This window comes from Wolbachia endosymbiont of Drosophila mauritiana (genome assembly GCF_004795975.1).
Classification (GTDB): Bacteria; Pseudomonadota; Alphaproteobacteria; order Rickettsiales; family Anaplasmataceae; genus Wolbachia.
In genome coordinates, this window is sequence record NZ_CP034335.1 from 879,155 (window position 1) to 906,060 (window position 26,906).

Here is a 26,906-nt window from a genome sequence, read left to right on the forward strand (position 1 = left end):
TAAACTATACATATAAAAAAAACTTTTCTTTATCGAGAAAGAGAAACGCAAAGAGTTCATAAAAAAAAGTAGAAGAAATAAATAAATAAAGAAAACTTGATATACATAGATGAGTCTGGAATAGAGGACAATGAATTTTATGAATATGGGTGGTCTCAAAGAGGCAAGAGGTTATTTGCCCAGGGTTTAAAAGAAAGAGGGTAAGCATGATTGGAGCACTAAATGAAGGAAAAGTTAAAGCACCATGGATAATTGATGGCTACTGCAACAGCGAGATTTTTGATGCTTATGTAGAAAATGTACTTGTTCCTGTATTTAAACCTGGACAGACTATTGTTCTCGACAATGCGAGCTTTTATAAATCTGCAAGGACGAAAAATTTGATAGAAAATATTGGGTGTAAAATTTTGTTCTTACCTCCATACTCGCCAGATTTAAATCCGATTGAGAAGTTCTGATCAAGCACGCCATAAAAAAGGCTCTACAAACCTTTTGGCCCAATATTAATTCGGCTATTGATTTTGTTTTTCAGCAATCAGCTAAGCCTTTCTTGGGTTAGCTATATTACTAAAATCTCGTATTCTACATTTGACTTTAATAGCTCTTTATCTTCCTGAAATCTGAATGTTTTATCAATGCATCTTCTATTCAGCCGTGAGCAATACTTTCACTTATTCCATAGCTTTGCGCTATATGGAAATATGTACGGTATTTACGCAAATATTCTAGTGCTATTAACAAACATGCATTGTTTATTTGGTTTTCCTCCTCTTGCATTTTTCTTGCCTCTTCCTCTATTAAAATTTCTATTATTTTTCCAATGTTTTTCTTTTTACTCCTCTTAGTCTTCGAAGCTTCTCTTCATCAAGTTTACTTACCTGCTCAAAATTTATACCTTCCCTAATATTACTTCTACTACTTGTTTCTTAAGTTATCCAAGAAGTCTAATGGCAAGCACTGACCACTTTTGCTTCAGATGCCCTTGAACAGATATTATTACTAGAAATTAAACATCAAACCAACTTCAATATTATGAGTGGATATATCATCTGCAATAGGTATTGGGATACTAAAGTAACGATAGCCGAAAAAGGTTTTAACTTCTGGGATTATTGAGTAGTCAACACCAAGCTTTATTTGATAAGCAAACCAAGGAACATTCAGTGGCATTGAATTTTCTGGTGACCCATTAATCTTTTTTAATCTAAAAACTGTTGGCCCTATACCAAGACCAATATACGGAGCAAATTGTGTATCTTGAATGCTGGAGTTATAATAGAAGTTTAATAAAAATGCAAACACGCTTGCTGATTTCTCAAATACCGGAGGAGAATTACTATCTTTAATATTGGCTGTAGAATACATAGCTTCAAAATCAACTCGGCCATTTTCCCCAGCATAGTAACCTAAAGATACGCTCCTAAGCCACTGGAAATCAATTTTGCCGTTAAATTTCTCTATACTCTGAATTTCATCCACTAATCCCGCTTTGATAAACAATGATACTACTTTTTCTTGCAAAGAAAGATTAGGATTAGCTGTATTGATTAAATTAATAAACCTTTCTCCTATTGCCTTTATACCCTTTACAAATGTTTCTGAATTATCATTGTATATCTTACCACCGTTAGCACTAACATAGAAATCAAGTTTTTTTGATTTTTCTTTTGTAGGTTCAGCTTGATCTGTAATACGTGGCCACATATTTTTCTGACCAGCTGCTTGGAAAATAGAAGGTGAATTACTTTTAAGTTCTTGATATTTTATTGGTATTTCTCTTTCAGCAACCTCTTCAGAACGTATTACACTTTCATTATCATCTGTTTCTAATTTTAACGGTTGTACTTGCTCAATGTGTGTATTGTTACTGATATAAGTAATAAAAAAATAGACACACGGAATGAAGATGAAAAATAAAGCAATAGATATTCTAATTATCATAAATGAATTATCACTTATAGTATAACTACTATATCATATATTCCTTTAATGTACAAAAATTAAGAAATAATATTTCCAATTAAACAATTATTTTCTATTCCTTTAACATGAGCTTTCACAATACTTTTAGCTTGAACTCTTGATGTAAGTTTTATTAATGCAAAATTTTCTGTTCTACCAATATTATTCTGCTCAACCAAAACGCTTTGCTCAGTGCCGAGCAAAGATTGATAAAAACTGCTCATCATTTCTTCATTTATTTCTCTTAGATGCTTTACTCGTTCTTTACGTACATTCTCTGGTATTTGTGGCATCCGTGCAGCAGGTGTGTTTTTCCGCTCTGAATATGGAAAAGCATGTAGATAAACTACATTTATTTTTTTCAGTAAATCAACTGTATCCTGAAACATTTCATCAGTTTCTGTTGGAAATCCAGCAATAATATCAGCGCCAAATGCTATATTAGGTCTTAAGCTCTTCATTTTATGATAAAATTCTATCACTTGTTCTCTATTGTGACGACGTTTCATTCTCTTTAGTATTAAATTATTACCAGACTGTAGACTCAAGTGTAAGTGAGGCATAAGTCTTGACTCATTAGCTATTAAATCCATTAGTTCATCATCAACTTCAGCAACATCAATAGAGGAAAGTCTTAGTCTCTTTAACTGTGGTATATCCTTTAAAACTCTCCTAACCATCGAACCAAGTGATTGCTTACCAAACAAATCTGTACCAAAGTCAGTAATATCAACACCTGTAAACACCACTTCTTGATACCCATTTTCTATAAAAATCTTAATTTGCTCTATAATATTGTTTACTGGCACAGATCGATTATTCCCTCTTGCCTCAGTAATTGAGCAAAATGTGCAGCTATGATTACAACCATTTTGAATTTCAATAAATGCCCTTGATTTATCTTCAAATCCATTAATGAGAATAGGTTCTACTTGGTTATCACTGACTAAGGTTTCATCATTATTTAGTAGATAATTTTCAGCTCTTAGCTTGTCTTGATTACCTAGCACTTTACTTACACCAGGAATATCACTATATGATTTAGGATCTAATTGAACGGCACAACCAACTACAATAATTTCTTTACTTGGGTCATTCTTATAGATCTTACGTATTTTTTGCTTTACTTGACGTTCTGCTTCATTTGTCACTGCACAGCTATGCACCACAACAACATTTTCTCTCTTCGCTTTTTTTAATGCTTCTTTGATTAACTCACTCTCGTAGAAATTTAGACGACAACCAAATGTTATTACTTCATTCATGCTTTTGCTTTAATAGGTCTAAATTATATCAAATATCCAAGAAAAATGACTATTTTTTGGTGGATAAATGTATAACTAGTGCAAAAATACCATCAATCTCACTTTCTTCTTTTTAAATATAAAGATCTTTACACCAAGAAACATCATTGTGGCCAACCTTTTGATTATCGATCTTTTCTCCCTGGTCAAGATACTCACCACCATTTTCAATAAAGTTAACATCATATGATTGAGCCATATCTCTTAATTCATGATAAAAAGCAAATTGAGCGATGTTTTGCTCAAAAAAATACGACTTTTCAGGCTTAGAATAAAGTATTGCACACATTATATCTTTTCCAGGCTTAGCTTGGAGTATCTCTTCTATTCTCTCTTTTTCTAGCTTTTCTTCAAATTTTGTCTTTATTCTATCTTGGCTAAGTATATTTTGTTTATAGAGAGTGACATTAGTTTTTCTGTCAGGTTAAGTTGCGTCTAGTACAACTGACTATGCAAATAAGCTTTGAAATATTTTAATTAGAGTGTATTTTCGTGTTCATTGCTATGAATGGGTGGCTGCACACTTTCCAGATGGCTATTCACTTCGATTGAATCGCCTAAATCATGTTCTATTTTTAATTTAAATCCTAACTTCTCGCAGAATTTGTAGAAATATTCTTTAATAATATCAAATAAATTTCTGCTATCAGTTTTATAATCTCTCAATTTCAGGGGCACAGTCAGTGAGAATTTGCCATCTTTATATACCACACTACCTTTTCCATCCTGAGATTCAAGTGTAAATTCCAGTGAGCTGGATAGATCACATAGCTTATCACCGAATTGACCATTACTCTCGTGGAAGAATATCGGTAGTTTCATATCAGACCTAATACTCACATTATTTTGGTTAACATAATCGATATTTATAACTTTTTCAGGGGAAGGTACTATAAGTGAATATTGTTCAAGTGAATTTTGAGATTCTATAGATACAATAGCTTCATACCCTGCCTGATTACAATTGGTAACCAACTCCTCTAAGATAGAGTCACTTGGAACTTGAGCTTCAGCATATCTAAACATTTCCTTAAAAATCTCTTTTGCGAACGGTCGATAATTTCCGTTCTCTTTCTCTGGTAATAGGTGAGCATAATTTGTACCTAGACTGTAAAATTCTTCAAATTTCTTTTTGTACTGGTCATTTTTTTTATGGTCAGGAATTTTTTCGTTTTTGTAATGTTCTGCCCAAATCTTGTCAAATTCTTTTTTGTCTCTATTTATCAGTGCTTTAATTAAGATTTTATCTACACTTTGATCATTAATAGTAAAATCCATTCTGTCAATGTCTTGATACGCCTGTTTACCAGAGTTTGCTTCCACATTCTCTTTACCAGCTCTTAACTTGCTAAAATCAAACTTTTCTGCCTGAGCTTTTAGTGTAACGACTGGATTTTCATTTTTTTCCTGTGTAGAGTTGTTCATTGTTAATACTTTGATATGAATTGCTGATAGTATAATAATACATAAAAATAGTTAATATGTCAATAATATACTTAACATAGACAGTCATAATAGGGTGACAGGATTTTAGTAAGGCTCTATTATGAATAAACGGTTTTACACAGTATGAATGTTGATGAGCAGTCAAGTGTGCTGACTTTTCTAAATAGTAAAATTGAGAATATACCAAGGTTTCATTCCGCAATATTGCCTAAACTTTGCGGCGGAGACAGAGTAATGGACTTGCTGTTTTATAGGCCGCTCAGTTATGTGGATAGAAGTAAATCACTACCTGATGCTCAAGTGGGAGAATTTACAACTTTTATGGCAAAAGTGTATGAGCACCAGCGCCCCACTGTTAGAGGTAGGCCATATAAAATAATCGTTGAAAGTGAAAGTCAGTATTTATTTATAGTTTTTTTTAATTACTCAGTTAAATATTTGTATAAATTATTTCCAGTTGGAACAGATATAGTCATCAGTGGTAAACTTGAAAAGTTTGCCGAACATTGGCAAATTACTCACCCAAATTACATGTTGTCTGATATCAATCAATTTAAAGAAATAGCCTGCATAGAGCCAATTTACCAATTATGTCGCGGTATTACTAACAAGAGCATTAGAAACATAATAAGTTCTAATCTAAAAGATTTGCCTGATTTGCCAGAGTGGATAGATGAAACATTAATCAAGCAAAAGAAATGGCTGAATTGGAAAGAAAGCATCATAAGATTGCACAGACCGAGCTCACTCGTAGAAGCAGAAGTTTGCAGAGAAAGACTTGCTTATGATGAGCTATTTGCGTACCAGTTGGCACTAAAGCTTGCAAGGGAAAATCATGTAAAAAAAGGAGGAAGGGAATTTGTAATATTGAATAAATACAAAGAGCAGGTCTTAAATGAATTACCGTTCCAATTAACAAATGATCAAATTCGAGCGATAGATGAAATCTCAGAAAGACAAAAATCCAAATACCGTATGGTAAGTCTGCTACAAGGTGACGTTGGTAGTGGAAAAACCGTGGTTGCACTCTTTACGATGCTGAATGTGGTAGAAAATAACATGCAAGCAGCTTTAATGGCACCAACCACTATCTTAGCGGAGCAACATTATAATTGGATCGAAGAAGCTCTATCTTGTACTGATATAAAAGTTGCTTTGCTTACTGGTAAAACTGCACGCAAGGAAAGAAAGATTATTATGAACGAACTTGCAAGTGGTATTTTAAATATAGTAATTGGTACTCATGCATTATTTCAAGCCAACGTTACATTTAAAAATTTAGGACTCGCAGTCATAGACGAACAACAGCGATTTGGAGTGATGCAGAGGAATCGGTTGGTAGGAAAAGGAGAAAATACCGATATACTTTTTGTTACTGCAACTCCCATTCCAAGAACCTTGCAGCAAGCTATGTATGGTGACGTTGAATGTTCTATTTTAAGGGAAAAACCAAAATCTAGATTGCCAATAAAAACCGTTATTATGAACGTTAAAAAAGTATCAGATATTATTCAAAGACTGAAAGATGCTATAAATAGAGGCGAAAAAGCATATTGGATTTGTCCATATATAGAAGAAAACGAAGAACTCAATATTGCCGCAGCAGAAATGCGCTTTCAGGAACTACAAAAGACATTTTTTGATAGAGTTGGAATAATACACGGAAAACTAACTCAAGAGCAGAAAGATCAAGTGATGTTTTCCTTCAAGAGGAATGAATTTTCTCTGCTTGTTGCAACCACTGTGATAGAAGTTGGTATAGATGTACCAGATGCAACTATTATGATTATAGAGAATGCAGAGCAGTTCGGGTTATCGCAATTACATCAGTTAAGAGGTAGAGTAGGACGAGGAAATAAACCGTCTTTTTGTATACTGTTATATGACAATCTCAGTAAAAGTTCGTATTCAAAGTTAAAGATTATGTGTGAGTCACAAGATGGATTTTATATTGCTGAAAAGGATATGATGCTGAGGGGTAGCGGAGATATTTTAGGCACAAAACAATCAGGGTGCATGGAGTTTAAATTTGCTGATTTATATGAGGACAGAGAATTGCTCAACCTTGCATATAATAGTGCAAAAGGTACAATAGCTAATTTTGAATTACTGCTTGATATATTTGAATATAGAAGTAGACTACATTTTTCAAAATTTCAGTAATCTTCCAAGCCATAACCTTCATGAGTAGAAGTTCCTTGACAGACGGTAGTATTTAACAAACCATACGCGTCAAGTTAAGGAAAATAAGAGTGAAGAAGAAGTTTTTACCATAAGAATAAATTGTGCAGAGTTAATAGCAGGCCCTGTAAACAAAATGTTAGCAGGTCAAATTAATCAAGGGCAGAAAGTATAAAAATGGAAAAAAAGTGGTAACTTAGCCGAATGACAATAAATATATAGAAGGTACCGTTTTAAAGAGCACAAAAGGAATACACAGTAAAAGCGAGGAGAAGTTGAGAATATGTATGGAAGCAGTGTGGAGCAGTGGCTGCCAATGATCAAAAATTTACCACAATTACAGAAGTATACATAAGAGGTTTAAAAGGTGATGCAAAAAGGGAATTTTGGCAAAATGACTTAAGTATGCACAACAAGATCCAGATTTACATAATTGATGATCAGATGTCATTCATGCTCAGCCTATATATAGAAAAAATTTTCAAGCTCAAGAGGGCTTAGGGTGGAACTAAAATTCATGGACTTGTTGACGCACGTAATTAATTTCTTTTTTTTAAGTTAATTAATGTTAACAAGCCACGTCTGCCTGTAATCATGTTAATACCAAAATATAATGTAAGAGAAGAAATGGGCAGTGCTATGGTTAAATACAACAATTTTTGTTTCTTTCTAACCATGCTTCCATATGAAAAACATATGACATAAAAAGGCAAACAAAAAGCTAAGAACCTTGACGCGCTTTACATCTTGGCTTTACCTTATTTATAACATAAACCTTACTACCCCTTTTCACAACTTTACAATTTTTATCTCTGTTACGATGAGATTTTAGTGACCCTTTAACTTTCATATCTACAGTAAGAATAGAATTAGCTTACATTATGATCACGGACAGAGAGTTAGTCAATTGATAAATTTTTCACATTTTATTAAAATACTGTATAATTGTCGCTGATACTTCTTCGATTGACTTTTGCGTGACATCAATAATTGGCCAGTTATTTTGCTTAAAGAACTCCTCTGCTTCTTTAATTTCCTTTTCTACTTTTCTAGGGTCAGCATATATATTATTACCTTCATTATTAATTGAAGTCAGTCTATTTTTGCGTATTTCTATTAGCCTTCTTACGTCTATTGTTACTCCTATAGTCAGTTTATTTTTTAATTTTGCTAAGTCGACGTAAAAGGGTATCTCGCTAACAAAAGGAACATTTGCAACTTTATAGCCTCGGTAAGCTAAATACATACTGGTGGGAGATTTTGATGTGCGTGAAACTCCAACCAAAATTATATCGGCTTTATCAATATCTTGAATATTTTGTCCATCATCATGATTAATGGTATAGTTTATTGCCTCAATGCGCTGAAAATATTCGTTATTTATCTCAGCATGTAAGTCAAGTTTTTCGTCTTTTTTAATTTCAAGATAGGATGAGATTTCCCTAATAATGTGTGATAATATCGCTCTGTAGGGAATTTTTAGCTTTATACAATTATTTTTTAGATATTTTCTTAGCTCATCATTAGTAATAGTGCATATAACAAAATTATGCTCATCACTTTTTCTATTAATTTCCTCTAAAATTTTGTCAATCTGCTCTTCTTCTTTTACGAAAGACCAAACATATTCGATCGTTTCTACAGAACGAAAGTGTTTCAGAGCTGATTTTGCAACTGATATAACAGTTTCACCACTTGAATCTGACACTAAGTGTAGGTTAAGCTTTTTAAGGGTCATCAACGTTATACTAAAAATAATAGCAAGCAATCTGCTACTGAAATTGTGCTAATTTATTATACTACGTAAATATAGAAAAACTATCTTGTTGATAAAACTCAAACTAATTGATAAGTTCTTAACACAATTATTCTCAAAACAAATGTTTTTATTAAAGCCTACAAATTTCACTTCTTTTACTAAAAAAGCTCTACCTTGGCTTGGGGTTATTTGTTTCGCATGTTTTTTAATTGGAATGTTCTTGGCATTATTCTTCTCCCCAGGAGATTATAAACAAGGAGAAATTGTACGAATTATGTATCTTCATGTGCCTTCTGCATGGCTTGCTCTTGGAATATACGGACTCATTGCATTACTCAGTTTCATTTCGTTGGTATGGAACAATAGTGTTGCTAGTGTCTTAGCACATGCTGCTGCTCCTGCAGGGACAGTCTTTTCGGCAATATGCTTAATCACAGGTAGCATCTGGGGAAAAGGAACATGGGGTACTTGGTGGGTATGGGATGCAAGGCTTACTTCAATGCTGATTTTGTTTTTTCTGTATGTTGGTTATCTTTCATTGTGGAGCGCTTTTGATAATCAAGCAAGAGCAGAGAAATCATCAGCAGTATTTGCCATTTTTAGTGCTATAAATATTCCCATAGTAAAATTTTCTGTGAATTTATGGTCTACTCTTCATCAGCCAGCAAGTATTTTTAGAAAAGGTGGAGTAGCAATAGAAGGTTCTTTACTGCTGCCACTCATTGCAATGTTTATATTTTGTACCACACTTTTTTTAGTAGTGTGGGTACTTAATGCCCTTCATTTAATTAATTTGCAGAAGATAAAGAGAGAAATTAGCATGCGATATTAGGTATGCAGTTCCAGAGTGTAATGTTGTGAACAGCGACGGAAATTAAAATGTAGAGCAATCATCCATTAGCAAGTTCCAGAACTAATTACGTACAAACCACACTTCAAGATTATAGTGATTAATCACGGGAAAGTAGAAGAATCATGACTCTCTAAGGTGAACTGTATGAAAAATTAGCAAAGATACGTTAAAAATTGAAAGAAAATTTCTATTGATAGATATGCTATATTTATAATGCAAGTTATTAAATTTTTAATTACTTTAGCTTATAATAATTTCTGAGTTAACCTGAGATTTCTTGAACTGTGGTTTCTTTATATTCAGGTGGATACTTATACTTTTATGTAATTCCAGTTTTGACTGTAGAGGAGGTTCCTATGTCAAAAAATACCTATAGTGATCAAGTTAATAGTAGTTATTTATATACCAACAAACTTTTTTATGATAAAGAAGGTATAGACGAGATGACTGAGGGTGAAACTACGACTGAGAAGCAATTCACAAATATAGTTCCGATAGTAAAAGAGGTTTTTGAACTAGTAGAAAAGAAGCTTACAAAATGTGAAGAGGAGGTTAAGCGAGCAAAAGCAGAGACTGAGTGGTATAAAAAAGTAGCTGAAGAATGTAAAAAAGAAAATGGTATAGATAAACCCGTTACTGATGAAGGAGGGAATGAAAATGGAGAAATTACATCTCGAAAAGTAACCTCAGATTGTTCCAAGTATGAAAATTGTGGGCCATATTCTCATTTTTATAAAGTTGATAATAAGATAGGTTGTCAAGGTTTTAGTGCATCTGATTTACTAAAGGAATTATATCCCGAGATGTACAGCAATCCTAAGATTGCAAAATATATAGAAGAGGGAGCAAATGGTAATTATGGTGCAGTAAATTTTAAATTTGCCTTTACAGAGGATCTTAATTCAATATCCTGGCTTGGTAATATAGAATGTGAAAAATGTGTGGATGATCAAAGAGAGTTAGCGTGTCAAGAAGAAGAGATTAAGAGTTTCTGTTACCCGAACGTTTACCGTAGTAATCCAGAATTCAACAAGAGCTTTTTTTCCAGAGGAGCATGTCCTAATCTTTTTAGAGAGTCCAGTGAAACAAGTGTTGTAAAAGCAAAACAAGTTGCACCATTGATACTTGTTAATACCTTAGGACAAATGATAGATAAAGAGGGTAATAACACTAAAGTATACTATGATGCATTGAAGCGTTATCTAAATGATGATGGTAAAATCAAGGATTGTGAAGATAATCAAAAGTGTAAGGATTATATTCCAATTATGGAGAAAGTTGCATGGAATAGTGATAAGGAAGTACTATTAAAAACTGTTGTTAATAATACGCAAGAAGCAAATCCTTACTATTATGGAAATAAGGATAATTCTACTTCCGTTGAATTTGGTTCTATATAAGGCTGAATTTGTCTAATTTTTTCTACACTAGACACAATTTAGTCGTATCTGAACAAATACATAATCTATATAAAGAGGACGTAGGTACCATCTGTCCTTTTAAGGCATTTATGTCAATGATATGCGTAATCCATGATTTTAAACATGATAATCCTCCTAAGTAATACAAAAAAACTCAGAAAAATGTATATAGCTATGATAGAAGTTATCTATACATAAGTACAATATACTTTAACTAGAGATTATAAATCAATGAAGTTGAAAAGTCTGCAGACGAAGATAGATTTCGAGCTCTAGAATATCTTCACTATCAAAATAACAAAGCTGTCAAAATTTGTCAAGTAATTTTTATCACAACTGTACAAACATTGAATAGGACAAATTTAAAATGCTGTAAAATGGTGTCTGTTCAGACGCATGTGAAACCAGTGCTTCTTTTCATCCCACTTCCATGCGACTAAACCCTTTTCATAATTTCCTATCTATCATTTCTTAAATCACTCCCCTGAACGGATACAATTAAATACATTTTTAACATTTTTATAGAAAACTATTAGTATAGATTTGTATGCTGCCCTCATGGCTATTTTAAAATGTTTAATACTCCTTTTCATTATTTCTTGCACACATCTACCTAACAAGCAACATTCTGTTAATATAGACAATTATAAGCACGATTATTCGTTGCAACAATATAATACTCCTTTGAAGAATAACGAACCAGCAATACCAGAAATGATACCTTTACCGGTAGAGTTTCCCGATCTTACAACCAGTAATCAGTTTCTTTCGATTAATGTTGATGAAAAAGTACCAGTAAAGGATTTACTGATTGAAATAGGAAAACTTTCTGACATTAACTTAGACATAGATCCCAAAATATCAGGTAATATTACTTTAAAGCTAAAAGATAAGAACATAAACGAAGTAATTCAGAATATAGCCAACAGCGCCAAATTGCGTTACTCAATGAATAATGGTGTAATTAGAATTGAACAAGATTTGCCATATGCACAAAATTATTACGTAGACTTCATCAATATTCAACACTCTGCGCAAAGGAGTTTTATCATTGGTAACAATATTACCGACAGTGATGGTGATAGAAACTATATGAAATCTCAATATAGTAGTGATTTATGGAATTCATTAGAAAAAGGCTTAAATGCAATAATGGATGTTAACGGAGTAGATGATGGTGAGTTTCTTTCATCCAACAGAGAAGCTGGTGTCATTATTCTAAATGCTAGAAAAGATATTCACAAAGCTGTTGAAGAATATATTAATAAAGTTAAGAAATTGGCGTCTTCTCAAGTAATGATCGAGGCCAAAATAGTTGAAGTTTTATTAGACGATAAATACCTTTCTGGTATCAACTTAAATGATTTGCATAATGAAACCAAATCTATAACAAATCAAGGTAACTCTATTATTGACCTAGCAATTAACTCTAGTGTGAGTGATTTAGGAGATTTAGTAAAAAATTTAGGCAAATTTGGCACTTCAGCCGTAATTTCAAGCCCTAGAGTACATGCTATAAATAATCAGCAAGCAATGATTTCATTTACTAAAAACCATATCTATTTTACTTCCGATATACAGAAAAATACCAAAAATTCTAATCATGCATTAATTACCAAGATGAATAGCACTCCAATAGGTGTGGTGTTAATAATCCACCCAAGCATTAACATTGATACTAATGAAATATTCATGGATATACACCCAACCTTATCAAGAATTAACGATTACACTAAAGACCCAAATATAGAATATGTCGCACAACAAAATAAAATGAAATTAAATAGTGACATTCCAATTATTGAAACCAGAGAAATGCACTCTACGTTAAAAATTAAGAGTGGCGAAGTTATGGTAATTGGTGGGCTTATAGAGCATAGAAAAGATAACCAAAACTTATTGCATCAAAAGTCAAAAAAACTGGCTAAGACAGTAGAAACCGTCATCTTCCTGAAAGCAACAATCGTACCAACACTTGGTTTATTAGATATAAAAGATAGGAATTTATATATATATTAAACGTATCCGTTCAGGCAATGGCATCAACTTAAGGAAAGATGTTGGGGTTGCTATTATGATAAGAAGAGAGTATCAGAATGATAATTAAGACAGCTTAATCATAAATCTGTTGCGGTAAATTTAAGTTACTTTAGTCATATATTAAAGTTTTTAAACAGGTCTTAGTTTACTTACTTTATTGTTTTCTTTATTATCAAATATTGCTTTAAATAATATGGAGGAGCACATTGTCAGCAATTGCCGTTATTGATTTTGGTTCACAGTTTACACAGCTTATTGCAAGACAAATCAGGGAAATGGGCGTTTACTGTGAAATATTTCCAAGCAATATCGATTTCGAAACAGTATCAAAATTCAATGGATTTATTTTTTCTGGAGGACCGCAATCTGTAAATGACAATTGCTCTGAAGTAAGTGAAGTAGCACATAAAATTATAAAACTTAACGAAACAATAAACACTCCTATACTTGGAATATGTTATGGACAGCAACTCATTTGTCATTATTTTGGGGCAAAGGTAAGAAAAGAATTCAATCAGGAATTTGGCAAAACTAAAATCAAGATACTAAAAGAATCCCCAATTATAAAGGATACTTGGGACGTTAATTCCGAAGTCGATGTGCTAATGAACCATGCAGACAGTGTCGAAACTATACCGCAAGGATTTACTGTTATTGCCTCAGGTGTAATAAATCAAACAATCGCAATAATTGCCAACGAACAGCGGAAGATTTACTGTACTCAGTTCCACCCTGAAGTTAAACCTACGACAAATGGTAGTAAACTTCTCTCTAATTTCTTAGATATTGCAAATTGTGAGAGAGATTGGACAATGAAGTCATTCATTGAAAAACAGAAGGAAAAAATTCAAAACTTAGTAGGGGAGAAAAAAGTAATTGCTGCAGTAAGTGGGGGGGTTGATTCAAGTGTTGCAGCAGTTCTTACACACAAAGCTATAGGAAAACAATTAAACTGTATTTTTATCGATACTGGGTTATTGCGTAAGAGCCAGACCACTGCTATGTTAAAAGAAATTCCAATAAATTACGTTGATAAATCAAACTTGTTTTTAAGTAGGTTAAAGGGAATAACTGATCCGGAAGAAAAGCGAAAAATTATCGGCAATACTTTTATCGAAGTGTTTGAAGAAGAGGCAAAAAAAATAGGTGATGTGGATTTTTTAATGCAAGGCACCATTTACTCTGATGTAGTTGAATCAGGGCACGCTTCAGGAAACACTAGTACAATTAAATCTCATCACAATGTTGGTGGGTTGCCAGAAAAAATGAATCTGACACTAGTAGAACCTTTACGCTATCTCTTTAAAGATGAAGTAAGGCTGCTTGGCAAAGAAATTGGGCTTTCAGATGAGATAATATTTCAACATCCATTTCCTGGACCTGGACTTGCAGTGAGGATCATAGGTGAGGTTGCTGAAGAAAAGGTACGAATATTGCAAGAAGTAGATGAAATATATATCAACACAATGAAAAATTATGATTTGTATGATAAAATATGGCAGGCTTTTGCTGTACTGTTACCAGTAAAAACTGTGGGAGTTATGGGAGATAATCGTACATACGGATATGTTTGCGCTTTAAGGGCTGTGACTTCATCTGATGGCATGACAGCTGATGCATTTCCATTTGAAAATAAAGATCAACATTCGTTAGTATTTTGGAGGTTTTTGCAAGACGTCAGTAGTATAATTGTTAACAAAGTTTCCGGAGTAAATCGAGTTGTGTATGATTTAACTTCCAAGCCACCAGCAACTATTGAGTGGGAGTAGCAATAATTTCATTCCAGTTTCAGCTACTCGAATCACACCAAAGAGGCTGCTTGCATAACTCAAATTTTAAGAAAAACTATTTAATGTCATTCCAGAGCGTGACGCTGGAATCCAGAAAAAAAGAATAATGGATCCCAGTGTCAGCTACTCGAATGACATCGAAATGTTCGTACAGATATTCGTCACACACCGGAATAAAAATTAGACTTTTGCCTTGTGCAAAATAATTTCAAGGCCGCATTGTCTTTATTTTGCTTATAGCTTCCACAAGCAATGCAAACATGAATGAAGAATACAAACATGCTTTTGGTAGCTCTATGTGAAGTCCTTCAAGTATTAGATATATACCGATGAGTAAAATAAATAGAATGGCAATTACTTTTAAGCTTGGGCTGGATTTTATTAACTGAGCGGTATAACTTGATGAAAATAGCATTGCTAATATGGAAAATGTAAATTCTATAGCAACGATTATCATATTATGAGTTAATGCTATAGCAGTTAATATTGAATCAACAGAAAAAACTAAATCTATTAATATAATTTGTAGCAGAGCTAAAAAAAATTGTGATTTAACGTTTGCCTTTGTTTTGTTCTCCTTATGTACAAAAATTTCGCTCCATAACTCTATAGAACTTTTAACAATAAGGAATAACCCTCCTGCAATCATAAGCAAATCTTTTACTGAAATATCTAGTGATACAGAGTGAAATATAGGCTTTTGCATTGATAATATATGTGATGTAAAAAATAGTATTACAAAACGCATCAATAGCGCCAAGCCAAAACCTATAAGGCGGGCTCTTTCTCTCAGCAGATTTGGCACCTTATCTATTGCTAGAGAAATAAAGATTAAATTGTCTATACCAAGTATAGTTTCAAGTAGCGTAAGTATCAATAAAGTCCAAGCATCAGCTAGCATTTTCATTCCAAAGTCAGATTTTGTACTTTACAATAGATGTGTAAAAATTAAGTAACTTCGACTAGGTAATTAAAAAATCAGCCTTACCCGGAAAAGAAAGAGGAAAAAGGGCATTTTTATAATAAAAGTACTTTTGTAAGAGAAATAATGAAATTAAAAATCTAACTCTCTTTACGAAAATTTTAAATAGATTGTAAAATAGTTGTACCATGAAAATATATGCCTTCTTTGTAGACTAAGATTTTTCTTTAAATTAAGATAGATACACGATAAAAGGAAATATGATAAAAGAGCCATTAGCAAAAACTGATATAGTAAAAGTTGAAGATAAGAAAGCAACAAAGGGCTTTTTTAAAATATTAGGTGAAGTAGCAGATGCTGTAAGGTCATGGGTTGGCAATATTGGCCCTGATTTAAGTAGTAGTCGCGATGTCGATAGTTTAGTCTTGAAGATGAACGAATGCTTAAACCCAAAGGGGGGTGAAGTCTCAGCACGTAAGAACACCGTATCTCTTGGTAATTTGTACTTGAGTTTATCAGAGGCAGGTCAAATAAAATTTTTACAAACCCTGGCAGAAAAGTTCAATCCGGATAAAACGAAAATAGATGAAGAAATAAAAGTATATAAGAAAAATCAAGATTCTGAGTCGAGTTATAAGTTTGAACAAGACTTAATAAAAGTCCTTGAATCACCACGCTCTAAAATATTGAAGCAGTTTATCTCCTTACCGGAGGGCCTTAAGTTTATTGTTGATATGCGTTCTGATGTACTCAAGCTGAAGAATCAATATAAAAGTCTAAGTCCACTAGAAAACGAATTAAAAAGTATACTTTGTACTTTGGTTGATGTTGATCTACTTGATCTTCATCAAATCACCTGGGATTCACCTGCATCATTGTTGGAAAAACTTATAAAATATGAAGCTGTACATAAAATTTCCTCTTGGGGTGACTTAAAAAACAGACTAGATTCTGATCATCTCTGTTTCGCTTTCTTTCATTACAAAATACCAAATGAACCTTTAATTTTTGTAGAGGTTGCACTGATGAATGAGATTGCAGATAGTATTCAACACGTTTTGGACGAGTCAGTTCCTTCAAGTGACCCAAGCAGTGCAAGTACTGCTATATTCTATTCAATATCAAACACTCAAACTGGTTTATCTGGAATTAGCCTCGGTAACTTTTTAATAAAGAGAGTCGTAGAAAAACTATCGCAAGAATTTAAAAGCGTAAAAGTGTATGCAACTCTTTCTCCAGTTCCTGGATTTACAAAATGGCTAAAAAATCAAGACGTAGCTTTATTAGGTAAGCTTAATATAAAACAATCAGGTGCAGAAATTTTAGAAAGCATAAAAACTAACGTTGAATGCGAAAAACAGTGCCTACTGAAACTTTGTGCACACTATTTGCTAAAGGTTAAAAGCAGTGGTGGAGGTGCTTATGATCCAGTAGCACACTTTCATTTAAGCAATGGTGCATCAATCAATCAAATCAACTGGATGGCTGATACTTCTGAAAAAGGCATTAGTCAGTCAACCGGAATAATGGTGAATTATTTGTACGAATTGCCTAAAATAGATAACAATCATGAGAATTATATGATTAATAAAGCGATTTCTCATTCAAAAAAAGTATCGTCTATGTTAAAAGAATAATAGGAAGTGTGCAAAAATGTAGAAAGTTTGAACATTTCCTAATCTTTATGTATATAACATTGAATAGCTTTATGAGGTAAAATATATGAATAGTAAGATATTAAAAGCAATAAAACAAAAAATACAAAATAGAGTATCGAGTAATGAACTGTACAGTCTCTTTATAGATCCTGAAGAAATAAATTCATTCAATGATTGTATTAGCAGTATTAAAGGTAATGAAATAGGCAAAGAGGAATCAGATGAATTGATAACCATTTATAGAGGACTTAATTCAATATTTGATAACATTGCTAGCGATTGGGATAACAATAAGAGTAGCCTAAATGATCAAAAAATTATTGTACATTATCAAAACTTAGAGTCTATCTTAAAGATAGTAAACATAATTAAAGGGTTGAAGACAGGAGTGGGCAGAGCATTCGTGATCCCTGGCCTTGATGAATCTGCGTTAATTTGTGATATCAAATCACTTCAGGAAAAAATGAAAGAAGTGCTGGAAAAGATGCAACAACAACAAAATGCAGCAAAGCAAAAAGAATTAGAAAAGAAAGCTAAAGCAGAGTTTGGCAAGTACATAAAAAATGGCACCATTGATGCGGTGTCAATTGAAAAGCGTAAGGATCAAAATTCTCTTTATGCAACAATCAAGCTAAAAGACGACAATAAAAACACAGATATTAGGGTAAGCGAATTTTTAAATAGTGAATTTTGTAAAGAAAACAATATTGCCGGTTTTCTTCTTTCAAGTGGAGATCAAAAAGAACCTATCAGTGGCTACATACATGAGGGGGTTAGATATTATAATTTAGGTACTGCAGCTCAATATGGAATAAAGTTTAACTGGTATGTAGGTGAAAGGGAATGTAGCATCACATTAAGTGCTAGCGATGGCAGTATTAAAATAGTAAGTAATAAACCAGATGATAAAGATTTAGAAAAAAATAAAGATGTAAAAATTAAAGTTCCTGTCCTTGGTTACCTAAGACTTGCTGGTGCAGTAAAAACGTGTAGACAGCAAGAAGATCCAAGTAGCACAGTGAAGCAAGCATCAGCTAATGAGCATTGCCGCCCATTGGCAAGGACTTCAGATAAATGTTTTCAGCAATAAAGAGATATAAATAATTGCTCTTGTAATACTTAAAATGTAAAATAGATCTACTTAAATAAGTAGATCTATGAAAAATATAAGAAATTTTGCAATAATAGCACATATAGATCATGGGAAGTCAACTCTTGCTGATCGTTTGATAGAAGAATGTAACGGTCTTGAGACAAGGGAAATGACCAATCAGGTACTTGACTCAATGGATATAGAGCGTGAACGTGGAATCACAATCAAAGCGCAAACGGTAAGGCTCAATTATACTGCAAATGATGGTAATCAATATTGCCTCAATCTAATGGATACACCAGGTCATGTTGACTTTTCATATGAAGTTAGCAGAAGCTTGGCCGCATGTGAAGGTTCACTTTTGGTAGTAGATAGCAGTCAGGGAGTTGAAGCTCAGACTCTGGCAAATGTGTACAAGGCAATTGACAATAATCATGAGATAATAGTTGTACTCAATAAAGTTGACCTTCCTGCTGCAGATCCAGAAAGGATAAAGTTTCAGATTGAAGAGGTAATCGGAATTGATGCAACTGAGTCAATTTTGATATCGGCAAAAACTGGTCTTGGGATAAAGGATGTACTTGAAGCTATAGTGACAAAACTTCCCGCTCCTCAAGGTGATACAAATGCTCCACTGCAAGCAATTTTAGTTGATAGTTGGTATGATCCTTACCTAGGAGTAGTAATTTTAGTGCGAGTTAAAAATGGAGTACTAAAAAAAGGCATGAGAATCGTTATGATGTCTAATAATGCTACATATCAGGTCGATAATATCGGTATTTTCACTCCTAAAAAAGTTATGACTGGTGAACTTTCAGCAGGTGAAATTGGTTTTATAACTGCTTCAATGAAAGAAGTAGCAGACTGCAAAGTAGGAGACACTATTACTGAAGAGAAAAGGCCGTGCAGCAAGGCATTACCTGGCTTTAAAGAAGTACATCCTGTAGTATTTTGCAGTATTTTTCCCAATAACACAGATGATTTTAAATATTTAAGGGAAGCACTAGAAAAATTACATTTAAATGATGCTAGTTTTACATTTGATGCTGAAACGTCAAATGCGCTAGGTTATGGATTTCGTTGCGGTTTCTTAGGAATGCTACATCTTGAAGTCATTCAAGAAAGACTCGAAAGAGAATTTGATTTAGATCTAACAGCAACTGCACCGAGTGTTATATATAAAGTTGCAACACAAAATGGTAAAGTTTTAAATATCCATAACCCAAGCGATATGCCAGACCCTACAAAAATTGAAATAGTGGAAGAACCGTGGATCACTGCAACTATAATGGTACCTGATCAATATTTAGGAGAGATTCTATCTCTGTGTGAAGAGAGGAGAGGAGAACAGCAGGATTTATCTTATGTTGGTAATACGACAACAGCACTACTGAAGTATAAATTACCGCTGTCTGAGGTTGTTTTTGATTTTTACGACAGACTAAAATCAATTTCCAAGGGATATGCAAGTTTAGATTGGGAAATATCCAATTATCAGGAAAGTCAGATAGATAAATTAAGTTTTTTAGTTAATGGAGAACCTGTGGATGCATTAGCCTGCATTGTTCATAAAAGCAGGGCAGAAAAAAGAGGCCGTGAAATATGTGCACGTTTGAAAGACTTGATACCACGCCAACAATATAAAATCGCGATTCAAGCGGCAGTAGGCGGAAAAATTATTGCTAGAGAAACGATTAACCCGTATAGAAAAGATGTAACAGCCAAGCTCTATGGTGGAGACGTCACACGAAGGATGAAGCTTCTTGAAAAGCAGAAGAAAGGTAAGAAAAGATTGCATTCTGTGGGAAACATAAACATCCCACAAAATGCTTTTATTGAGGCTTTGAAAATAAATGATTAATATATATCCCAAAACATAAATTTAAAGAACTAAGTAATATTTTCTCAATAAATTTACTGACATTGATATGGATAAATTGTGAAATAGCTATGTGAATTTGTAAAACACTATACAAGATACCATACAACGAAATCATCCCAGTGTTAAACGCTGAGATGACAGAGAGCAGCTCAATTGCTCCACTCAATCAGTAAAAATCAGATATATGTAGACATTGGCTAAAATCATTCCAACAACATTTTAGTGAAACTTAACAAGCTTATCTATAGTTTTAGTGATGATTCTTGGAGTATTTGGAGAGACTTCTGAGCCCAGTCTATTTAACCGCTCTATAGCAAACCCGCTGTTCTCATTTATTATGAAATCACATAAAATATTTTCTATATCTTTAATAACACTTTCATGCTTTCTCAGAGGATGGTTATTCGGATATCTATGAATGGTTTTGATGCTAGAATACTCAACGAAAGCTTGATCTTTAAAAGCAAGTTGTCTCAATTTCTCTTTGAATTTTTCTTCTTCATCTCTTGCTAAAAGGCAAGACTTTATCAGTGATTTTATAATCGAGTTTATAGCCTGATGTATTTCAGAATGCACTATAACTTTGATGATATTTTCTTCCACTATGTAATCATAAGTGCTTTTTTCGCTCTTTAATGACTCTATAAGCATTTTGCTATTTTGCGAATTCAATTCCAGATTCTCTTCACTTATAGGAGTCATTATAAAGGTATTGTTATTTACCCTGATGTAAAATTGTGGCAACCCTTTAGAACAGGCAAATGCTACATCCTTAGACTCAAGTGCGTGATTGTATGAAGAAGAAAGGGTGCTTGCTATAACGCTACTTGGTACTTTCATTCCATGATTACTTAGGTGATTTAACACATTCTCAACATCATGATATGTAAAACCTGTATCTTTTATCAATTCAACAACTTCTATGCAATTGTGTTGTTTATACTCTATTGTCACTTCTTCTGTAAAAAGAGTTTTAGCTGCTATATGCTTATCAAGCACTGTGAAAATCTTGATGAAACTCTCTAAATCTTGTTTGTTAATTAATTCAATACTAATTAAGTTTTTACTAACAATTATAATATTTTTTATCATTTTTTCCCACTAAGAAAACTCACTAGATGAATTGTATTTTTAATTCATAAAAAATTGTTTAAAGTGGGTATGCCAGCAACAGTAAGACAAAAAAAAAATCACATAAAATCTTCATTATGTATTATATTACATCCCTCGTGTTCATCACTGCCGCTTGTGTAAGCTGTTGCATTAATGCTATCTTCATTGTTATTTAACATACTATCCAACTTTCCTTCTTTTTCAAGATCCATCAATTTGTCACATCCAGCAATATGATGTACATAATCACCATTTTCATCAGTAATAAAAATTTGTGGAACTGTACTGACGTTATATTTTGATTTTATACCGTCAAACAAATCCGAGTTTCTAAGTACATCAATTTCTTCGTATTTCACACCTTTTTCATCCAATAACTCTTTTGCTTTCTTGCAGAATGGGCAGTACTTCTTCACATATATTACAACTTTTCCTTTAGTGTTTTTCACGATTTATCTCCATAGTTTATAAAATACAACTATTATATATAAAAAATATATATAAAATATCAAATTGTATGAAAATTATTTACAACTGTGAGCAAGGGATAAAAGATAATGTGGCACTAACTTTCGGAAATTTCGATGGCGTTCATTTAGGACATAAGTTTGCAATTTCCAATCTAAAGAAGGTAGCACAAGAAAGAGGATTACCCTCTGCAGTTTTAACTTTTGAGCCTCACCCATCAACTGTTTTATTTAGTAGAAACAATTTTAGGTTAATAGACCAAGAACAAAAAAAGGAACTAATCAGCAGCTATGGTATAGATTACTTGTATATTATTAATTTTAGTAGAGGTTTTTCTGAGGTTAGCTGCGATGACTTTATTGGTAAGATTTTGGTAAAGAAGTATGGTGCTAAACATATAACTGTTGGAGAAAGTTGTACTTTTGGTCACAAACGATTGGGTAACATATTAACTCTAGAAAAATATTCTCAGATGTATGAATATTCTTTAACTAAATTAGAGCCATTGATAATCGATAGAAAAATTTGCTCTTCTTCCTCAATCAGGGAGTGTTTACAAAAAGGCGAAATAGAAATTGCTAATAAATTGCTTGGTAGGTCTTATCAAGTTTCTGGTATTGTAACAAAAGGTGCATGTAGAGGTAGAGAAATAGGGTTTCCAACCATAAACATTCCGATAGAAGATTACATGATAAAACCTAAGCTTGGTACATATTACGCCAAAGTTGCATTTTCTGAAAATAGTTCAAGTTGGCTATATGGAGTAGTCAACATTGGTATGAGACCTACATTTAAGGACTTAAAGAAACCTATAGTAGAAATGCATATATTTGACTTCAACGAAAATTTATACAATTTTAAGGTTGATATACAACTTTTAAAATTTATTAGGGCAGAAAAAAAATTCCATAGTATTAACGAGTTAACAAAACAGATAGATCGTGATATAATGAAGGCTTACCAGTTAAAGATAAATTTATGAAAAGGATATGTTCAGTTATTATATTGATTATAGTATCATTCGATCAAACAAGTAAATTGTATATAAACTCATTGATTGATGAGGGGGAGTCAATCGAGATTACTAGTTTTATGAAATTAGTTGAAGTTTGGAATTCAGGAATTAGCTTTGGAATGTGTAGTACTCTACCGCATGGCAGCTTCTTTTTTTCGGCATGTTCAATATTAATAATTGGTATACTTGCATACTTGATATATAAATCTAATGATAAGTCAATTTACCTTAGTTTTTCTCTGATGATTGGTGGAGCGATCGGAAATGTAATTGATAGAATCTATTGGGGAGCTGTATATGATTTCATATATTTTCATATCAATGATTGGTATTGGCCAGCCTTTAATTTAGCTGATCTATCTATAGTTAGTGGAATGTGTACATTGTTATATAAGTGGTATATATATGATAGGTCTATCTCTAAGCAAAATGAGGAATGAAATAATGCTTCGCAAATTCTTTAGTTTTTTTATACTATCTGTGTTTTTTTTCATTTGTCCGATTTCTTTGGAAGCTGAAATCATAAAGCATGCTAAGCTCAGTAACGGATTGGATGTTTATGTAGTACCTAATCACCGAATTCCAACTGTTTTTCATGCAATAATATATAAAGTTGGGGGAATGGATGACCCAATTGGCAAAGCAGGATTGGCTCACTACTTTGAACACTTAATGTTTGAAACTACAGGAAAATTTAAAGACATAGAATCCACTTTGGGCAGCATTGGGGCCCAATTTAATGCTTTTACCACTAAAGAATACACCTGCTACTACGAATTAGTTCTCAAAAAAGATTTACCACTAGCAATGGAAATTGAAGCAGATAGAATGGGCAATTTTGATGTTACTCAAGACAAAATAGATAGAGAAAAAAATATCGTATTAGAAGAAAGAAAGATGAGATTTGATAATAATCCTGAAGCTTTACTATGGGAGGAAATGAACAGTGCATTTTATCGTAATGGTTATGGTAGGTCTGTTATTGGTTGGGAGAGCGATATTAAAACTTACAATCAAGATGACATAACAAGGTTTCATGATAACTATTATCATCCAGGTAATGCTATACTGCTCGTTGTTGGTGATGTAGAATTTGAAGAAGTAGCGGAATTAGCAAAGGAAAAATATGGTGCAATTAAAGCTGAGCCTTTAGTTAAGCATTATCCAAACCAAGATCCAGTACATAATGCGGACATATCGGTCATTTTAGAAAGCACTGAAGTAAAAGAGCCAGTTTTATACTTTCGCTATCGTGTTCCTTTATTTGAGCAAATAAGTGAAACTTTTCCTGTTGATTTAGCAGTTGATGTTTTGGGAAATGGCAAGTCTAGTAAGCTATATAAAGATTTAGTTCTAGATAAGAATGTAGCAGTAGAAGTGTTTGCTTATTATAATAGCTTAGCTTTTAGTAATGGTTACATTGAGATTCGGGTAACTCCAAAAAGCGGGGTAAATTTGGATGCTGTTGCAAGAGAGTTAGAACATTCTATTAATCACTTTAACTCTGAAGGAATAACAAGTGAAGAGTTGCAAAGCACAAAGTCTAAATACAAAGCAGCACAGTTTGATAATCTATCTGATTTAACTAGTGTAGCAATATTTTATATACCACGTCTAGCACTAGGTATCCCACTTGATGAAATAGACATTTCATATAGCAAAATTAATGATGTCAATCTGAAAGATGTAAATCACAAAATTCGTACTATTTTTTCTACTAATAAATTAGTCGGCCGTTTGCTACCAAAAGGAGGTAATAATGATGAGAGTAAGTAAACTTTTATTTCTACTTTTTTTCTGTCTGGGCTTTAATTTGCAGGCGAGCAGCCACCTAAATATAGAGGAGGTTACTACTAATAAAGGGCTTGAGTTTCTGTTTGTTGAAAACCGTGATTTACCAAAAGTTTCACTCAATATATCATTCAAAGATGCAGGTTACGTGTATGAAAGTGCAGAAAAGCAGGGGCTTGCTTGGTTTACTTCTCTTGTAATTCAAGAAGGAGCAGGAAAAAATGATGCCAAAGATTTTGTAAAAAAGCTTGAGGATAAAGGAATTAGTTTAAATTTTACTGCTGGTTTAGAAGCATTTAGGGTTTCATTAAATACTTTATCTGAGAATTTAGAGGATGCAATTTCACTACTGAGTGATGCTATAATGCGTCCTAAAGTTGATCCTGAAGGATTGAATAGAGTTTTTGAAAAAGCCAAAGTAAACTTTAATAATTTTGAAAAAGATCCTTATTTTATTGCTGCAAAAGAGTTGGATACGTTGTTGTTCAAAAAACATCCTTACTCAAGAGATCCATATGGAACTCTAGACACTATAATGAGCATTACTAGAGACGATGTTTTAACATACATAAAGCGTAGTTTTACTAAGGATAATATCGTTATTAGTATTGTTGGTTGTGCAACAAAAGAACAAGTTAGTACGCTGCTCGATAAATATTTATCTAAGTTACCATCAAAAAGATCGAAAGTTAGAAAGATATCTGTAAAAAATGAATTTGGGCCTGCAGAAAGTAAGAGCGTTTTTATGGATATACCACAGAGTGTAATACTTTTTGCTCAAAAAGGCATAGCATATGAAGACCCTAATTACTATAATGCTAGTGTTTTGATTAATGCACTTGGTGGTATGAGTCTAAACTCAATACTGATGAAAGAGTTGAGACAAAATCTAGGTATTACTTATGGTGTTAGTGCAAGTAATATTACAAATAAACATGGGAATGTTATATCTGGATTTATAAGTACTGATAGTTCTACTGCTAGCAAAGCTATATCAGCAGTAAAAGATACATTTAGCAGAATAAAAAAGGAAGGAATTGACGAACAATTATTCAAGGATGCAAAAACCAGTTTAGTAAATAACCTTACCTTCTCTTTCCTATCCAATAATGCGAATACAGCAATGTTGCTGGATAGTATGCAGATAGACGATCGTGATGTTAACAATATAAATAATTATACGAATATCATTAATAATATTAAATTAGAGGAAGTAAACAAATTGGCAAGTTCTTTACTGAATCCTGAAAATTTATTTTTTGTTAAGGTTGGAAGAAAATAAATAATCACTACAGTACATTTAAAATTTTAACCATATTCCTTTATAATCTAGGTATGTGATTGATTTTTATGTTCAGGTGAAAAACGATACTACAAAAGAAAGCAAAAAAACTCCAACTGCTTTGTTAAATCCTTTAATAACGATATTTTCTGTTATCAATACAGGTGTGTTGATAATCCTCAAGTTGATATACATTACAAGTCAACAGATAGGTATGATAGGCATAACGCTCGGTAATATTGGCACAGGTGTTTTTTTTAGCTCAGTATCCTTAATTTCAAGCATGTACTCTTTTTTTGACTGTTTTAGAGAAAAAAGCTTATATAAAAAATGTAATTACAAGAGAACATTAGAAGAAAAAAGAAGGGATAAATATAGAATTCAAGGTATTTGCTTAGACATTCTGTGCGATACATTATTTTTAACAGGTGCTACAGTTTCTATTGCTTTATTTAGTAATCCTATAGTTCTTTTTGTTACTGCACCTCTTGTTACATTGGGCTGTATAGTAATGATTGGTAACATAATTAACTCTATTTATCATCAAGTTAAAAACTTTAAAATTCATCTTTCACAGCTTTCAAAAGAGGAGCAGGAAGAGTTGTATACGGAAATGAAAAAAGAAATAAATTTATCACGCCTTTACAGAATTGCATCAAAAGTACTACCTGATATAGTAATATTAGCAAAACTGCACACTAATCAGGAGAATAAAGAAAGGCGAGAAAAGGTTCAGAATTTAAAAGACATGCTAAAAGAAGGCAATCAAAAACCAATCGATGGTGATACATCTGATAAGGTTATTGAAATGAAAAAAGAAAAGCACATCGAGCAAAAAAGCTACAACTCTAAAGTTCCAACAAATCTTTCCCTGGATCAAGATGTAATAAAAGGAAAAAGTAATACCACACGATCTCTCTAATTTG

At 32.8% G+C, this 26,906-nt stretch carries 24 protein-coding genes; 14 read left to right on the forward strand and 10 right to left on the reverse strand.

All coding sequences use genetic code 11. The features are described 5' to 3' along the window. Window positions 1-149 precede the first annotated feature (149 nt). Complete coding sequence (locus tag EJB00_RS04275) at window positions 150-458, forward strand: transposase (RefSeq protein ID WP_051063872.1); 309 nt, start codon at window positions 150-152, stop codon at window positions 456-458. Window positions 459-648: 190 nt separating this feature from the next. Here the strand turns inward: EJB00_RS04275 and EJB00_RS06620 are convergent, their stop codons facing one another. The 5 genes from EJB00_RS06620 to EJB00_RS04300 all read right to left on the reverse strand — a co-directional run bounded on the left by EJB00_RS06620 (window position 649) and on the right by EJB00_RS04300 (window position 4,691). Further along, window positions 649-777: a transposase family protein gene (locus tag EJB00_RS06620; protein ID WP_081600812.1), complete on the reverse strand. Its 129-nt coding sequence runs from the start codon at window positions 775-777 to the stop codon at window positions 649-651. Between the two features lie 222 nt (window positions 778-999). Next, window positions 1,000-1,941, reverse strand: coding sequence for a P44/Msp2 family outer membrane protein (locus tag EJB00_RS04285; protein WP_135352807.1), 942 nt, complete (start codon window positions 1,939-1,941; stop codon window positions 1,000-1,002). Between the two features lie 59 nt (window positions 1,942-2,000). Next, on the reverse strand, window positions 2,001-3,227 hold the full coding sequence (gene mtaB / locus EJB00_RS04290) for a tRNA (N(6)-L-threonylcarbamoyladenosine(37)-C(2))-methylthiotransferase MtaB (protein ID WP_063631175.1): 1,227 nt from the start codon (window positions 3,225-3,227) through the stop codon (window positions 2,001-2,003). A gap of 112 nt (window positions 3,228-3,339) precedes the next feature. Then, window positions 3,340-3,555, reverse strand: coding sequence for a hypothetical protein (locus EJB00_RS04295; protein WP_041581310.1), 216 nt, complete (start codon window positions 3,553-3,555; stop codon window positions 3,340-3,342). Between the two features lie 188 nt (window positions 3,556-3,743). After that, window positions 3,744-4,691, reverse strand: a complete 948-nt coding sequence (locus tag EJB00_RS04300) for a hypothetical protein (protein WP_135352808.1) — start codon at window positions 4,689-4,691, stop codon at window positions 3,744-3,746. Between the two features lie 144 nt (window positions 4,692-4,835). Here EJB00_RS04300 and recG point away from each other — a divergent pair, with 144 nt between their 5' ends. Then, the gene (gene recG, locus EJB00_RS04305) at window positions 4,836-6,875 is read left to right on the forward strand and encodes an ATP-dependent DNA helicase RecG (protein ID WP_135352809.1); all 2,040 of its coding nucleotides are present in this window, start codon (window positions 4,836-4,838) and stop codon (window positions 6,873-6,875) included. A 739-nt stretch (window positions 6,876-7,614) separates the two neighbouring features. Here the strand turns inward: recG and EJB00_RS04320 are convergent. Both EJB00_RS04320 and EJB00_RS04325 read right to left on the reverse strand, forming a co-directional pair. Beyond that, the gene (locus EJB00_RS04320) at window positions 7,615-7,743 is read right to left on the reverse strand and encodes a ribosomal protein bL36 (protein WP_015587766.1); all 129 of its coding nucleotides are present in this window, start codon (window positions 7,741-7,743) and stop codon (window positions 7,615-7,617) included. A gap of 69 nt (window positions 7,744-7,812) precedes the next feature. After that, entirely contained in the window at window positions 7,813-8,631 is an 819-nt protein-coding gene (locus EJB00_RS04325; protein WP_015587767.1) for a pyruvate, water dikinase regulatory protein, read from the reverse strand. A 142-nt stretch (window positions 8,632-8,773) separates the two neighbouring features. Here EJB00_RS04325 and ccmC point away from each other — a divergent pair, with 142 nt between their 5' ends. The 4 genes from ccmC to guaA all read left to right on the forward strand — a co-directional run bounded on the left by ccmC (window position 8,774) and on the right by guaA (window position 14,735). After that, complete coding sequence (gene ccmC / locus EJB00_RS04330) at window positions 8,774-9,484, forward strand: heme ABC transporter permease CcmC (protein ID WP_015587768.1); 711 nt, start codon at window positions 8,774-8,776, stop codon at window positions 9,482-9,484. Between the two features lie 377 nt (window positions 9,485-9,861). Beyond that, complete coding sequence (locus tag EJB00_RS04335; protein ID WP_015587769.1) at window positions 9,862-10,905, forward strand: hypothetical protein; 1,044 nt, start codon at window positions 9,862-9,864, stop codon at window positions 10,903-10,905. 564 nt (window positions 10,906-11,469) lie between these two features. Further along, entirely contained in the window at window positions 11,470-12,945 is a 1,476-nt protein-coding gene (locus EJB00_RS04340) for a type II secretion system protein GspD (RefSeq protein WP_015587770.1), read from the forward strand. 227 nt (window positions 12,946-13,172) lie between these two features. Then, on the forward strand, window positions 13,173-14,735 hold the full coding sequence (guaA, locus tag EJB00_RS04345) for a glutamine-hydrolyzing GMP synthase (RefSeq protein WP_135352811.1): 1,563 nt from the start codon (window positions 13,173-13,175) through the stop codon (window positions 14,733-14,735). A gap of 229 nt (window positions 14,736-14,964) precedes the next feature. Here the strand turns inward: guaA and EJB00_RS04350 are convergent, their stop codons facing one another. Next, window positions 14,965-15,657 carry a TerC family protein gene (locus EJB00_RS04350; RefSeq protein WP_015587772.1) on the reverse strand — a complete coding sequence of 231 codons (693 nt, stop codon included), beginning with the start codon at window positions 15,655-15,657 and terminating at the stop codon, window positions 14,965-14,967. A gap of 281 nt (window positions 15,658-15,938) precedes the next feature. Between EJB00_RS04350 and EJB00_RS04355 the strand changes: the two genes are divergently transcribed. The 3 genes from EJB00_RS04355 (at window position 15,939) to lepA (ending at window position 20,290) form a co-directional block, all read left to right on the forward strand. Beyond that, entirely contained in the window at window positions 15,939-17,315 is a 1,377-nt protein-coding gene (locus tag EJB00_RS04355; protein WP_135352812.1) for a malonyl-CoA decarboxylase, read from the forward strand. 85 nt (window positions 17,316-17,400) lie between these two features. Beyond that, window positions 17,401-18,426, forward strand: a complete 1,026-nt coding sequence (locus tag EJB00_RS04360) for a hypothetical protein (RefSeq protein ID WP_015587773.1) — start codon at window positions 17,401-17,403, stop codon at window positions 18,424-18,426. Between the two features lie 67 nt (window positions 18,427-18,493). Continuing rightward, complete coding sequence (gene lepA / locus EJB00_RS04365; RefSeq protein ID WP_015587774.1) at window positions 18,494-20,290, forward strand: translation elongation factor 4; 1,797 nt, start codon at window positions 18,494-18,496, stop codon at window positions 20,288-20,290. A 240-nt stretch (window positions 20,291-20,530) separates the two neighbouring features. On the opposite strand, the gene EJB00_RS04370 is transcribed toward lepA, so the two are convergent. Beyond that, the gene (locus tag EJB00_RS04370) at window positions 20,531-21,403 is read right to left on the reverse strand and encodes a hypothetical protein (protein WP_015587775.1); all 873 of its coding nucleotides are present in this window, start codon (window positions 21,401-21,403) and stop codon (window positions 20,531-20,533) included. Window positions 21,404-21,501: 98 nt separating this feature from the next. Beyond that, complete coding sequence (locus EJB00_RS04375) at window positions 21,502-21,873, reverse strand: glutaredoxin (protein ID WP_135352813.1); 372 nt, start codon at window positions 21,871-21,873, stop codon at window positions 21,502-21,504. Window positions 21,874-21,941: 68 nt separating this feature from the next. On the opposite strand from EJB00_RS04375, the gene ribF reads away from it, so the two are divergent. From ribF to EJB00_RS04400, 5 genes are read left to right on the forward strand one after another with little or no spacing between them, the layout of a single operon-like run. Beyond that, entirely contained in the window at window positions 21,942-22,874 is a 933-nt protein-coding gene (gene ribF, locus EJB00_RS04380; RefSeq protein ID WP_015587777.1) for a riboflavin biosynthesis protein RibF, read from the forward strand. Continuing rightward, window positions 22,871-23,347, forward strand: a complete 477-nt coding sequence (lspA, locus tag EJB00_RS04385; protein WP_015587778.1) for a signal peptidase II — start codon at window positions 22,871-22,873, stop codon at window positions 23,345-23,347. The genes ribF and lspA overlap by 4 nt, the downstream gene beginning before the upstream one ends. A 4-nt stretch (window positions 23,348-23,351) precedes the next feature. Further along, a complete protein-coding gene (locus EJB00_RS04390) occupies window positions 23,352-24,683 on the forward strand; it encodes a M16 family metallopeptidase (protein ID WP_135352827.1) in 1,332 nt (443 codons plus the stop codon). Then, window positions 24,670-25,980, forward strand: a complete 1,311-nt coding sequence (locus EJB00_RS04395) for a M16 family metallopeptidase (RefSeq protein ID WP_015587780.1) — start codon at window positions 24,670-24,672, stop codon at window positions 25,978-25,980. The genes EJB00_RS04390 and EJB00_RS04395 overlap by 14 nt, the downstream gene beginning before the upstream one ends. Window positions 25,981-26,035: 55 nt before the next feature. Continuing rightward, window positions 26,036-26,902, forward strand: a complete 867-nt coding sequence (locus tag EJB00_RS04400) for a hypothetical protein (RefSeq protein ID WP_015587781.1) — start codon at window positions 26,036-26,038, stop codon at window positions 26,900-26,902. Window positions 26,903-26,906: the final 4 nt, after the last annotated feature.